The sequence below is a fragment of the Halalkalibacter sp. APA_J-10(15) genome, from assembly GCF_023017105.1.
Taxonomy (GTDB): Bacteria; Bacillota; Bacilli; order Bacillales; family Bacillaceae_D; genus Halalkalibacter.
In genome coordinates, this window is record NZ_JALKEV010000001.1 from 522,576 (window position 1) to 535,570 (window position 12,995).

Annotated in this window: 12 protein-coding genes; 9 read left to right on the plus strand and 3 right to left on the minus strand. The window is 39.8% G+C overall.

What is annotated here, in order from left to right; translation table 11 throughout:
- Positions 1–29: 29 nt before the first annotated feature.
- From MW695_RS02300 to MW695_RS02340, 9 genes are all read left to right on the plus strand, one after another.
- On the plus strand, positions 30–2,000 hold the full coding sequence (locus MW695_RS02300; RefSeq protein ID WP_247102674.1) for an ABC transporter substrate-binding protein: 1,971 nt from the start codon (positions 30–32) through the stop codon (positions 1,998–2,000).
- A gap of 148 nt (positions 2,001–2,148) precedes the next feature.
- Positions 2,149–3,147 (plus strand): ABC transporter permease, encoded by a 999-nt coding sequence (locus MW695_RS02305; protein ID WP_247102684.1) that lies wholly within the window; start codon positions 2,149–2,151, stop codon positions 3,145–3,147.
- Between the two features lie 3 nt (positions 3,148–3,150).
- Entirely contained in the window at positions 3,151–4,299 is a 1,149-nt protein-coding gene (locus MW695_RS02310) for an ABC transporter permease (protein WP_247102687.1), read from the plus strand.
- 22 nt (positions 4,300–4,321) lie between these two features.
- On the plus strand, positions 4,322–5,368 hold the full coding sequence (locus MW695_RS02315) for an ABC transporter ATP-binding protein (RefSeq protein WP_247102691.1): 1,047 nt from the start codon (positions 4,322–4,324) through the stop codon (positions 5,366–5,368).
- Positions 5,349–6,344 carry an ABC transporter ATP-binding protein gene (locus MW695_RS02320; RefSeq protein WP_247102694.1) on the plus strand — a complete coding sequence of 332 codons (996 nt, stop codon included), beginning with the start codon at positions 5,349–5,351 and terminating at the stop codon, positions 6,342–6,344. Before MW695_RS02315 ends, MW695_RS02320 begins: the two co-directional genes overlap by 20 nt.
- A 27-nt stretch (positions 6,345–6,371) precedes the next feature.
- Complete coding sequence (locus MW695_RS02325; protein ID WP_247102697.1) at positions 6,372–6,923, plus strand: HAD family hydrolase; 552 nt, start codon at positions 6,372–6,374, stop codon at positions 6,921–6,923.
- An 8-nt stretch (positions 6,924–6,931) separates the two neighbouring features.
- Positions 6,932–8,272: an MATE family efflux transporter gene (locus tag MW695_RS02330; RefSeq protein ID WP_247102700.1), complete on the plus strand. Its 1,341-nt coding sequence runs from the start codon at positions 6,932–6,934 to the stop codon at positions 8,270–8,272.
- Between the two features lie 25 nt (positions 8,273–8,297).
- A complete protein-coding gene (locus tag MW695_RS02335) occupies positions 8,298–8,960 on the plus strand; it encodes a hypothetical protein (protein ID WP_247102704.1) in 663 nt (220 codons plus the stop codon).
- A gap of 139 nt (positions 8,961–9,099) precedes the next feature.
- Positions 9,100–9,744 (plus strand): peptidylprolyl isomerase, encoded by a 645-nt coding sequence (locus MW695_RS02340; protein WP_483299837.1) that lies wholly within the window; start codon positions 9,100–9,102, stop codon positions 9,742–9,744.
- A 285-nt stretch (positions 9,745–10,029) separates the two neighbouring features.
- Here the strand turns inward: MW695_RS02340 and MW695_RS02345 are convergent, their stop codons facing one another.
- The 3 genes from MW695_RS02345 to MW695_RS02355 are packed head-to-tail and all read right to left on the minus strand — an operon-like array spanning position 10,030 to position 12,976.
- The gene (locus MW695_RS02345) at positions 10,030–11,595 is read right to left on the minus strand and encodes a plasmid pRiA4b ORF-3 family protein (protein WP_247102711.1); all 1,566 of its coding nucleotides are present in this window, start codon (positions 11,593–11,595) and stop codon (positions 10,030–10,032) included.
- Between the two features lie 41 nt (positions 11,596–11,636).
- On the minus strand, positions 11,637–12,101 hold the full coding sequence (locus MW695_RS02350; RefSeq protein ID WP_247102718.1) for a VanZ family protein: 465 nt from the start codon (positions 12,099–12,101) through the stop codon (positions 11,637–11,639).
- 32 nt (positions 12,102–12,133) lie between these two features.
- Positions 12,134–12,976: an SDR family oxidoreductase gene (locus MW695_RS02355; protein ID WP_247102722.1), complete on the minus strand. Its 843-nt coding sequence runs from the start codon at positions 12,974–12,976 to the stop codon at positions 12,134–12,136.
- Positions 12,977–12,995 lie beyond the last annotated feature (19 nt).

Consider the following 12,995-nt stretch of genomic DNA (forward strand, 5'->3'; position numbering starts at 1 on the left):
TTTAATTGTAAAAGGGAGAGAATGAATTCATGAAACGAAAATGGGCTTTATGTATCATCTTTTTAATTGCTTTGGTGATGGGTGGTTGCAGTGGTGGAAATGAGGAAGCTTCTTCAGAAAATGAGCAAGATGAAGTACCTGAGGTGGATCAAGTTGACCTTAATCAAACCGGTTTAATGGAAGCGCCTATGTTAATGGATCTAGTTGAAGCAGGTGATCTCGAACCAGTTCAGGATCGAATGCCGATTATGGAAGATATTATGATTGAGGATGTTGTAGAGGAGATTGGTCAATATGGTGGGGAGTGGGTTTTCCCGTGGGCTGGTCCTGATGACAAGTGGGGGATTGGAAAAGCGACAGAAGAAGCGCTGTTTCGATTCCAAGAGGATGGTGATGGGATCGAGCCAAACGTAGCAAAAGGCTATGATGTGAATGAAGATTCAACAGAATACATCATTTACTTGCGTGAGGGAATGCGTTGGTCTGATGGAGAACCATTTACTGCTGATGATGTTATTTTTTATTGGGAGCATATGTTATTGCCAGAAACGTTCGGAAAGGCTTTATACGATTGTTACTATTCAGTAAATCCTGAAACTGGTGAACGAGTACGTTCAGATGTGACAAAGGTAGATGATTATACAATAAAGGTCACTCACGAATATCCGAGTGTGCTTTTCTTAGAACGGTTAGCCATTGATAACAAGTGGTTCTTTGCACCGGCTCATTTCTATAAGGATATTTTACCAGAGTTAATTGGAGAGGAAGAAGCTTTAGAGGTAGCAAGTGAATGGGGATATAACGATCTTGATTCATTTGGTGAGTGGACAGGCTATTACTTCTGGTTGTTTCCTGAACGTCCAACATTACGTCCATGGGTAGCTAGTAATGATCCTTATAGCGACCGTTTTATTATGGAGCGTAATCCATACTATTTTAAAACCGATGCGGAAGGGAATCAGCTGCCGTATATCGATTCAATCGTGTTAGATCGTATGCAGGACGATAGTCATTATTTACTAGAAACACTAGCAGGTAATATCAATTTAAGAATGTTTGGTTTTGAGGAATTTACAGTGTTAAAGGAAAATGAAGAACGTGGCGATTACCGAATTCTACAATGGTATCCAGCGTCGTGGTCTAGTACCGGTTTACAACTGAATCAAACGGTAGAAGATCCTAAGTTGCGTGAGCTCTTTCAAGATATTCGTTTTCGTGAGGCACTATCAGTGGCTGTTGATCGTCATGAGCTTTCAGAGATTCTTACCCATGGGCTAGGTGAGCCTCAACAGGCGGCAGTTCCAGAGAGCCTACCAAACTATCAAGAGGGATGGCAAGATCAATGGGTAGAGTATGACGTTGAGCGGGCAAATGATTTGCTTGATGAAATTGGACTTGTTTGGGACGAAAATGAAGAATTTCGAACGTTTGCCGATGGGTCAGAGCTACGGCTCGTTATTTATCAAGAAAGTCGTGGAGAGTCACAGGTTGGAACGTTACAAGAATTATTGAAAATGTATTATGAAGAAATTGGAATTAAGACAGATGTTACGATTGCTGATCAAGGTCGCTTCTTCGATTTAAAATATGACAATCAAATTCCTGCGACTACGCAAACCGTTAGTGTCGTGAAAGTGTCTTACCGTCCAGATGAGCTTGTGCCATTACGAGTGATTACTCCTTGGTTCGGACATTATGGCTTGTACCATTCTTCTGGAGGTGAAGAAGGGGTAGAGCCTGAAGGTGATGTTGCGAAGCTATTAGAATATTGGGGGAATCTTACATCTTCAACCACTTCTGAGGATGTCGATTATTGGAGCGAGGAAATTATTAAGCTTCATCAAGAGAATCAGTGGGTTATTGGGTATACAGGCCCTACTCCAACGTTAGTCGTTGCAAGTAATGATATGAGAAATATCCCTGATGGCATTGTCGATAGTGATGAGTTCCGTGGGTTCGGTCATGCCAAGCCTGCACAGTTTTTCTTGAAACAAGATTAATTTAGGAGTGGAGAGTAAGAGAAGGGATTCTTTCCTTACTCTCCCTTCCCCATAGATCTAAAATATGGACTTTTTTTAGTCATCAGGGAAGCGATGAACGTATATGTGGTGACACACACATTTGTCCTACAGAAGGAGAGGTTCAGTTATGTTTCGGTACATCATTCGTAGAACTCTATTAATGATCCCAGTTGTCTTTGTCATCTCACTCATTGTTTTCTTTATTATCCAACTGCCTCCTGGTGATTTTGTGAGTAATTATGCGATGCAAATGGAACAGGAAGGCGATGTGATTAATAGTGAGCAATTAGAGAGATTGAGAGATACATATGGTTTAAATGAACCATGGTACGTTCAATATGGGAAATGGATGGGAGGAATCATTACGAGAGGCGATTTCGGGCATTCCATGAGCTACAACCGACCTGTCTCAGAGGTTATACAGCAGCATATGGGGATGACCATTGTCGTATCAGTCGCTTCATTATTGTTTACATATTTTGTTGCGATTCCGATCGGGATTTATAGTGCAATTAAGCAATATTCGTTAGGAGATTATGTGTTTACAACGATTGGTTTTATCGGAATGGCCACACCTAATTTCTTATTAGCGATTATTTTAATGTATCTTTCCTTCGTCTATTTTGGAGATCCGATGCTCGGTCTTCAGTCCCAAGAATTTGTTGATCAGCCTTGGAGTGTGGCAAAAATAATGGATATGTTAAAGCATTTAGTTATACCTATTGTCGTAATAGGTACAGCGAGCACGTGTGAGTTAATCCGTGTGATGCGTGGACAAATGTTAGACGAAATGAATAAGCCTAATGTGTTAACAGCACGCGCAAAAGGTTTATCGGAAGCAAAAGCATTACGGAAATACCCGACTAGAGCAGCATTAAATCCGATTATTAGTACGATTGGTTGGTCGCTAACTGCGATTTTTACCGGTTCAACGATTACAGCGATTGTCTTGAATTTACCTACGCAAGGACCGGTTATGCATCGGGCTCTATTAGGTCAGGATATGTATTTGGCAGGGACGTGGTTGTTTTTCATGGCAATTTTCACCGTTATTGGCACATTGATTTCGGATATTCTGCTAGCTTGGCTAGATCCAAGAATCCGAATGGAAAGAAAAGGAATGTAGTAAATGAATACACACATACCGAATGAAGTTAATCGAAAGCCAATTCTTTGGAGAAGAAAGAAAAATGAAGACTCTATTCATATTGCATCACAATGGAGTTTAATTTTTAAGAAGCTTAGAAAGCATAAGCTAGCGCGAATAAGCTTAGTGATCCTCTTTACATTGTATGGTGCGGCCCTTTTCGGTCAATTTATTGCACCTTATGGATTGCAAAGCTACAACAGTGAGTATATGAATGCTCCGCCGACACAAGTTCATTTCTTTGATGAGGATGGGCAGTTTCATTTTCGGCCGTTTGTGTACGGGTTAACGTCATCACGAGATCCTGATACGTTAAGAAAAGTGATTGTCGAGGATACGTCGGTTATACACCCGGTTCAATTTCTAGTTCGAGGGGAAGCCTACCAATTTCTTGGCTTGTTTGAAACGAACTTGCGCTTGTTTGGTGTTGAGGCACCTGGTCAAATTTTTTTATTTGGTACGGATGGGACAGGCCGTGATTTATTTTCCCGTATTATTCTAGGTAGTCAAGTTTCCTTATCGATTCCTCTTGTCGGTGTAGCGATTAGTTTTGTTTTAGGGGTGATTATTGGTGGAGTTTCTGGTTATTTTGGTGGCGTTGTGGATTCGGTTATTCAAAGGTTAATTGAAATTATCCGCTCATTCCCTACACTGCCACTTTGGATGGCATTATCTGCCGCGATCCCTCCACGTGTTCCCGTTGTGCAAATGTTTTTATATATTACGGTTATTATGGCATTCCTAGAATGGACAGGTCTGGCTCGTGTCGTGCGTAGTAAATTTGTTTCATTGAAAAATGAAGATTACGTGATGGCAGCAAAACTGTCTGGTGTTAGTAACTTTAAAATTATTTTAACCCATTTAATACCTGGGTTTATGAGTTATCTCGTTGTGGCAGCTACATTGGCAATACCGGCAATGATTCTTGGTGAGACAGCTTTGAGTTTTTTAGGATTAGGAATGCAGGCTCCTGCTACAAGTTGGGGCGTGTTATTACAAGAAGCACAGCAAATAGAAAATGTAGCTCTTTACCCATGGAAGCTGATTCCTTTAGGGTTTGTCATCTTAACCGTCTTAGCGTTTAATTTCTTAGGTGATGGACTACGTGATGCAGCAGACCCTTATAAGTAAGGAAAGGAGAGCGGGATTTAAAATGAGTCAAGAACAGGAAGCATTTTTACAAGTGAAAAATTTACGTATCGAATTTAAAACAGATAATGGTCTTCTTCAAGCGGTTAGGGGCATTGATTTCTCTCTAAAAAAAGGAAAGACACTCGGCATTGTTGGGGAATCTGGTTGTGGAAAAAGCGTTACGAGTAAAGCCATTATCGGCTTAAATCCGAAAGAATTTCAAACGACTGGAGAAGTATTATTGCAGCAAGAGAACACAAAGGAGCCATTAGACTTATTAACTATTAAACAAAATGGACCAGTGATGCGTTCGATTCGTGGGAAGCGTATTTCAATGATTTTCCAAGAGCCAATGACGGCATTTTCTCCTTTATATACAATTGGCAATCAAATAATGGAGGCTGTCTTGCTTCATCAGACGAAGGATAAAAAGCAAGCGAAGGAATGGACACTGAGAATGCTTGAAAAAGTAGGTATTTCAGATGCTGAAAAAAGATTTGAACAATATCCTCATGAATTTTCTGGTGGGATGAGACAACGGGCGATGATTGCGATGGCTCTTTCATGTAATCCGGAAATCTTAATTGCTGATGAGCCGACGACCGCACTGGATGTGACGATTCAAGCCCAAGTGCTTGAATTAATGAAGGACCTACAAGAAGAGTTTGGAATGTCGATTTTGTTCATTACTCATGATCTTGGGATCGTCGCTGAGATGTGCGATGAGGTTGCTGTTATGTATTTAGGGAAAGTGGTCGAGCACGGGACCGTACATGATCTATTTAAACGTCCAAAGCATCCGTATACGAAAGGATTAATTGACTCCATTCCGGTCATTGGTAGCCGTAAGAAGAGGTTACTATCGATTGAAGGGACGGTTCCTGTTCCAATTGGGTTAACAACAGGCTGTGGTTTCTATGAACGCTGTCATGAACGAATACAGGGAGTGTGTAATAAGCGTGATGTGAATACAATTCATGTCGATGACCGACATAAAGTTGCATGTGTTCTATATGATTCTACGCTTGAAAAAAAGGAGGTCCATGTCGGTGAGCGAGACTATTCTTGAAATCGAGCATTTATCAAAAGAGTTTAAAGAGAAAAAGTCTTCACAAGTCGTTAAAGCTGTTTCCGATATTTCATTTTCATTAAGAAAGGGAGAGACACTAAGCTTAGTTGGAGAATCGGGTTGTGGTAAGACAACGCTTGGACGATGTATCGTTCGAGGGATTGAGTCAACAGCTGGACACGTTTATTTTTACGGTAGTGGAGCTAGGAAAGTTGATTTTTTAACATTGAAAAGCCGGGCTTATAAAGAGGTGCGTCCTGATATTCAAATGATCTTTCAAGATCCTTATTCGTCTTTAAATCCGAGAATGACTGTGTTTGATATTATTAGTGAACCGTTAAGGGCTATGAAACGGTTTAGTAAGCAAGACATAGAGGATAGAGTGAAGAATATAGCGCGAAAAACAGGCTTAAATGTTAGCTATTTAAAAAGGTATCCGCACTCCTTTTCTGGTGGACAACGGCAAAGGATCGGAATAGCTCGTGCGCTCGTAACAGAGCCGAAAATCATTGTTTGTGATGAGGCTGTTTCGGCTTTGGATGTTTCCATTCAAGCACAAATTATTAATCTATTGAAAGACTTGCAAGAAGAATTTAATGTAACGTATTTATTCATTTCACATGATTTATCAGTTGTTGAGCATATATCTGACCGCGTGGCTGTGATGTATTTAGGCGAAATCATTGAGCTTGCCAATACGAATGATTTGTATGAGAGACCGATGCACCCTTATACAGAGGCGCTGTTATCTGCTGTACCTAAGGCGAATCCGGATCTTAAGACGAATCGCAAAGTTTTAACAGGAGAGGTTCCTAATCCAGCAAACCGTCCAAGTGGATGTCATTTTCATCCGAGATGTGCTTATCGAACAGAAAAATGTGAGCATGTGGCACCTACATTAACGGAGATAGAAGATGGTCGTAGTGTTTCGTGTCACTATGCGAACGAGCTTAAGCTACAAGGTGTATTTCAATAGCATGTTAACAGGAAGGGCGTGGACACGTTGAAAAAAGAACTAATTATATTAATGGATTGTGGAGATACGATTATAGATGAATCTACGGAAATTCGAGATAAGAATGAAGTAGTGACCTCAGCAAAGGTTATACCACATGCAGATGAAGTCGTCCAGGAGCTAGCAAATCAGGGATATAGATTGGCTCTCGTAGCTGATGGACTGGCACAATCGTTTAAAAATATGCTAACAGATCATAACATCTATGATTGTTTTGAGACAATGATTTACTCAGAAACGATTAAAGTGAGGAAGCCTGATGCACGAATGTTTAAGGCAGCATTAGGAGCACTTGATTTATCATTGGACGATAGAGAGAGGGTTGTCATGGTTGGAAATAATTTAAGTCGTGACATTCGTGGGGCTAATGAACTTGGGATTACAAGCATTTTCCTTGATTGGTCGCCACGCTATACGAATAAGCCTGAGAATGAACAGGAAAAGCCTGATTTTACAATTCATGAACCAAGACAGCTTCTTTCGCTAATAGAGCAATTGAATGAACAGGTCTCTCAACAGCAAGTGATAGATGTAAAGTAGAATGACCTATGAAATTTAAACGTGAAGTGACGTTATTAGTTGTACCTTTTGTTTTACATATGCTCATTAGTAACTCTTTTTCCTTTATTGACACGTTAATGATCACCGGTTTAGGAGAGGTAGCTGTTGCATCGATTGCAGCGGCTAGTCAATTTACCTTTGTACTTGGAATGGTTTTGTCGGCTACATATGGAATGTCGGCGTTTATTACACAGTTTTATGGGATTAATCAAATGAACAACGTTTATCGGACGATGGGATTAATGCTCGTCACAAGTCTTTTCTTTTCCGTACTAGCATTTATAATCGTTACTGTGTTTAAAGAACAACTACTTTCGTTTTTTATTAACGATGAACAAGGAATTGCTTATGGTGTGCAATATGTAAGTGTCATTGTGTTTGTATTTATATTAAACGCGATTAAGGATACTTTTGGTCATGCGCTTGGTGCGATCGGCAAAATAAAAGTAAACGTCGTGTTCGGTTGTATCGGAATGGGGTTAAATACGTTATTCAATTATTTGCTTATTTATGGGATTGGCTGGTTTCCTGCTTATGAGGTAAAAGGGGCGGCGATTGCGACGCTACTTTCGACGATTATTAGCCTCCTTCTACTCGTTGGATTTATTTATGGTCGGCGCTACTATTTACATGCGCGCTTTGATCAGCTTTTTTCGTTTAATTGGTCCTTTTGTAAGAGGGTGTACAAAACGATTTATCCGCTCGTACTCCATGAAGGGATCTGGTCGTTAGGAAATATGCTTTATGCCGTCGCATTTGGACATATGGGGATTGTTGCTTTAGCGACCTTTCAGCTAGCACGAATATTCAATCAGTATTTTCTAATGGGGATTTCGGGATTCTCGTATGCGGCTCGTGTAATGATTGGAAGAAAGCTAAGCTCAGAAGATCCATCAGCAGCTATTACAAATGCTAGAGAATTTACTAAGCTGGCCATCTACTCAGCGATCGTTGTAAGTGTGCTGATCATTCTCTTGAATCCACTAATTGTTAGTTTGTTTGCACAACTAAGTCCTGAGGTACAACGGACATTTCAAAACGTGCTTTATATACAAGGTGTCGTCTTAACGATGTATTTCTTAAATCATCTTTGGATTGTTGGAGTGTTTCGCTCTGGTGGAGATAATGTATTTTCAATGAAGCTCGTTTTATGTACAACATGGTTCATTGCGCTTCCACTTGTGTTCTTAGGAGCGTATGTTTTTCATTGGTCGATTGAGCTTGTTTACTTTATGTTTGCTTTAGAAGAAATTACAAAATCAATTTTTGGTTATTTCCGATATCGGTCAAATAAATGGGCACGCAATTTAGTGCAGGATTTTTCATAAGATAAAGAAAGAAGGTGAGAATGTAATGAATCTTCAGCATGCATTGAAATATGCACCACATCTTTATTTTGATAAGAAAGAGCCCTTTTTTCCATGTATGATTGGTGTAACGGAAATAAGAAAGGGTGAAGTCTCTCCTTCCTTTCGGCGTTCTTTTATATTTGATGATGAGCGTCTAGACCATATTATCGAATATGCGATTTACTTCGACTTTGACATTCAGCATTTATACGAGCTTGAGCACGTGTGGGTGTATGTGAGTAAGGAGGAAGATGTGCTTGATTGTGAGGCGAGCTTTCACGGTCGCTATTTCAAAGGTCTGTTTCCTGACCGAAGAAATCTTGTTAACAACACACATGTGAAGCTGTATTCTCAGCCTGGAAAACATGCTTTCTTTCCAGATGAGCAATTCTTCCATTTCATTCCGGATGTGATGACATGTACAGATGAAGGTGCAGGTCAGGACGGTTTAACCGTTCCATTCTTCTATAAACATGAACAGGTATTTCAACAGAATGTAAATACGAATCAATTGATCAAGCAATATATGAAGAGGTTTCGTTTCACTCCGTCGTTGAAATTTGAATATTTCGAGTTAAAAGATGTACTATTTCGTTCTTGGACTGAGGTGTTTGAGGAGATACCTAGAAGAATGAATAGTCGGTTGGAGGAAATGAAGAAAGGCTAGCTAGGTTTGGCTGTTTGAAAGGTATTTGACAGCTAATGATAAAGGGCACTAAAAAAGGTAAAAACTAAACTTTTTTAGTGCCCTCGCGTGTAATAATTCTCTTGTATAATAGTGATTAAGAATATGAGAGATGGAGTGAATGAATGTGAATATATTCGTACGAGTTCTTATGATCATTTTCTTGTTGTTTTTAGTAGGATGTGGGACAAGCAATGAGCCTCATAGCCATGATAAATCAATTACAGGGGATTGGTCAGATGAGGATAATCCGATTGTGACTATTGAGATGGAAACCGGAGGCGAGGTCGTCATTGAGCTTTATCCTGAGGTCGCACCAAATACGGTTGCGAATTTTATTGCGCTAGTCGAGAGTGGTTTTTATGATGGCTTAATTTTTCACCGAGTTATTCCTGGGTTTATGATTCAAGGTGGAGACCCCGAAGGAACAGGAATGGGTGGATCTGGTTACTCCATTGAAGGTGAATTCTCCTCAAATGGCTTTGAAAATGAACTTGTGCACGAACGTGGAGTCATTTCGATGGCTCGTTCACAGCATCCTGATTCGGCGGGGTCACAGTTTTTTATTATGGTAGATCAAGCGGACCACCTCGATGGTGACTATGCGGGATTTGGACAAGTGATAAGTGGAATGGATATTGTTGATCAAATTGTAGCAGTTGAAACAGGGGCGCAAGATCGTCCAATTGAAGAACAGCGTATGTCTCGTGTTGTTGTAGATGTGAAAGGGCTCGACTATTCTGACCCTGTAAAGATTGAAAATTAAGCAAAAGAGAGCACTGAAAAAGTTGATTTGTACTTATTCAGTGCTCTTTGAACTGACAAGCAATCGCTTCACACGTTCCTCGATTGATACGAGAAACACCACTCGTACCAATCTTTTAAAAAAGCAACGGTTTCGCAGATGCTTACGGGGAACAAAAAAGTTAAAAAGCAAACTTTTCCAGTTCGCTTTGGGATACACTTTTGTCACAGCTTCTTTTTCTTTTTATGAACGTGAGGTAGATACACTGGAAGAGAAGAGCTTTCAGTGTAGATCGAGCTTACTTCATCACGAGTGCTCCATTGATGAAAGCACCATTTTTTTTGCATCTTCCAAGTGAACTAATGCTTCTACATGGTTCATCATAATTGGTAAATGCGCTATAAGAGGGGTGAGAGCTCGATGTAATGGCTCCGATTCAATCTCAATTTGTTTAGGGATGCTTAGAAGCTGGTGTATCAATTTTAACAGTAGCTTCTGTAGATTTTCCTCCAAGTTATCATGTTGAAGCAACTCAATAAAGGTAATCATTCCGTTTTGTTTATTCATAGCAATGACAACAAATGGAAAGAAAGGTCGGTCATCCTCTTCACTTTGAACAGGCTCTGATGCAAAGAAGGAACCAATTTCAAGCGTTACATCTGCCACCTTGAGCTTTTTCACTCGCATTAGGTCAAGTTCATTAATAAATAAATGGGCAGGCTGTTTGATTGGATTCTCTAATGATGGTTCAATATAAGCGTTATACCACATTTGATTTTGATCGAGCTTACGGGTGAACCAAGGCCCTTCAAACGCAGTTGGAATGTTATATTTGTTTTGTCTAATAAAAGGTGCAAGTTCAATCATTTGTTCTAGCAATCCATTTAAGATATCAATTTCCTCATCATTGATAAACCAAGGGTAATAGGCTGGCTTGAAGCTACGAAACATAGGCCATTGCTTCTTACCACGGAACGAGGCATTTTGTGCTTTGATAAACTCATGGTCCTCAGGTTCAAGCTCGTTACGATCACATAGAGACAATAGGATTGAACGTTGCTCGAATAAAATCGCTTCATGATGATGAAATTCACCATTTAATGTAGAATGTAATGCTTTTAGTCCATCATTTCCTAAATAGCATGCGAGGCCAAACTCTTCCTTCATTGCCCCTAGCACAGAGCAATAAGCATAGTCCTGTATGATCGGAACCCAAATGACGATAATTTGATCATCATTTAGGAATTCCCATAGAGCCAATTGGTTAAATGTTTGTGTTAAATCGAGTAAGTGAGCCTCTTTATTCTGATGAGCATGTTCAGAAGCGATTTCATTTAAAATATGAGTGTGCTCGGCTAATTGAATATTAATCATCTCACGTAACTCTTCATTATTCAGCTCACCCTGAATGGATTCACTAAAAGGATCTTCGCCAGGTGCAGCACGCATGGCTTTGACACAATAAGGGTATTCGATTTCAGGCTGGGGTTGAACGATCTTCTCTAAAATAATCTCGTGCTGCCAATCTTCACCAAGGTCATATGTATAAATGCAACGATCTTTCTCTTTTTTGAAATGTGTCTTTAAGCGCTCGTTTTCAGTATTTAAAGGTGGATTGAATGCGCCAAATTGAGAAAAATATAGCTGGAAATTATCTGTTACATCATCTGGAGTAGTTGGTTCAATGAATGTTGTAGTGCGTTGTCCATTCGTCTTCCTCATTTCAAATTGGTGTAGATGCATGTCCTCCCAATCAAACATCATTTGAATTAGCTCATCTAAGTCTTCGAATGTGCTCTCACTATCAATTAATATGCGACGCCAAATGGGTGGTTTTATATGAGATAACGTTATTTTTAATTGATAAATCATCAAATTCCTCCTTGCGTTGTAAAAGAAACAATCCTTTTATCTTATTCTTTTGCCATCCTATTTCCCCTGCTGTTAATGATCATAAACAGCATCACAAAGCTGATAATACCTAGTTGGTTTACGAAAATATCAAGTATTCGACCATCACGATTAAAGAACGGCTGTATTAATTCAAGAGCGATGCTAAGTGAAAAGCAAATGATAAGTGTTATTCTCCATTTTTTTAAACATGTATATAATAAGCCTGTTAATACGAAAAAGGATACAAAATGTCCGATTTTTTGGATGGTCAAAAAAGGTTCTTGACGAGATAAGGCATAAGGCTCCAAGAACTCAGAATAATCAGGAACAACGAAAGAAAAACGAATAACTCCATCAGAAATGAATAATGTAAAGCTACTTGTACAATACAAAATAAATACAAAAAGAGACCATATCATAAGTAGGAGCCATTTAGTGTACATGAATGTGTAATCACTCCCCTTGAAACGTACTACATCTTTCATTTCTAGGCGAACTGTCTAAATCCTGCTGTATGCTAAGAACTCTTAAAGATGTTCTTTAAAATGAGCTTTTGCCATATGGACCACGGGAGTATGTGTTTCATGAAAACGGTTAAGCGAACACCTTTGCCAATAGGGTAGCGAAGTCTTGTTAGCCTTTCTTCACGAGCTAATTTGACGACTAGATGAGCGACCTCTTTTGGATCTCCATATGCTGGAGAAGCCTTTTTAACATGTTGCTTGAGCATAGCAAGTGTACGTTGATAAGGTGAGTGTTCATGTGTTCGTATGTTGGCAAGTCCTGACGACCAAATGTTTGTTTGATAGGAGCCAGGCTCTATTAGAGCAACCTGTACGTTGTAAGGAGCAAGCTCTAGCCGGAGGCTCTCTGCATAGCCTTCTAACGCTTGCTTTGAAGCAACGTAAGCCGACAACCCGGGAAAGCCAATCTGGCCGCTAATACTACTCATCATTAATATGGTTCCTTTTCTATTCGTTCTCATGTGCGGAAGTATAACTTGAGTAATAGCCATAACGCCGAAAAGGTTCGTTTCAAATTGCTGACGATAGGCATCAATACTTAACTCTTCAGCAAAGCCGGCTTGGGCAAAGCCGGCATTGTTAATTAATAGATCAATAGGCGATAATGATTGAATGAAGTCTTGAAACTCTTGAATGGAAAGGGAGTTGGTGACATCAAGCTCGGTAAAGCGAATTCGTTCAAGAATTTGAGAGTCTTGGATAACCTCATGTACGATATGCTGCTTTGATAGATTGCGCATTGTCGCGACAACGGTAAATCCAGCCTTTGCTAGTTCGATCGTGATGTGGAGGCCGAATCCACTTGAAGCACCTGTTACTATCGCATATTTTTCCATGCTTGTAGTCCTCCTTTCA

Coding starts and splice junctions, on each gene's coding strand:
- MW695_RS02335 (WP_247102704.1), top strand. CDS start 8,298: ATGAATCTTCAGCATGCATTGAAATATGCACCACATCTTTATTTTGAT.
- MW695_RS02310 (WP_247102687.1), top strand. CDS start 3,151: ATGAATACACACATACCGAATGAAGTTAATCGAAAGCCAATTCTTTGG.
- MW695_RS02305 (WP_247102684.1), top strand. CDS start 2,149: ATGTTTCGGTACATCATTCGTAGAACTCTATTAATGATCCCAGTTGTC.
- MW695_RS02300 (WP_247102674.1), top strand. CDS start 30: ATGAAACGAAAATGGGCTTTATGTATCATCTTTTTAATTGCTTTGGTG.
- MW695_RS02340 (WP_483299837.1), top strand. CDS start 9,100: ATGAATGTGAATATATTCGTACGAGTTCTTATGATCATTTTCTTGTTG.
- MW695_RS02315 (WP_247102691.1), top strand. CDS start 4,322: ATGAGTCAAGAACAGGAAGCATTTTTACAAGTGAAAAATTTACGTATC.
- MW695_RS02350 (WP_247102718.1), bottom strand. CDS start 12,101: ATGAAAGATGTAGTACGTTTCAAGGGGAGTGATTACACATTCATGTAC.
- MW695_RS02345 (WP_247102711.1), bottom strand. CDS start 11,595: ATGATTTATCAATTAAAAATAACGTTATCTCATATAAAACCACCCATT.
- MW695_RS02355 (WP_247102722.1), bottom strand. CDS start 12,976: ATGGAAAAATATGCGATAGTAACAGGTGCTTCAAGTGGATTCGGCCTC.
- MW695_RS02330 (WP_247102700.1), top strand. CDS start 6,932: ATGAAATTTAAACGTGAAGTGACGTTATTAGTTGTACCTTTTGTTTTA.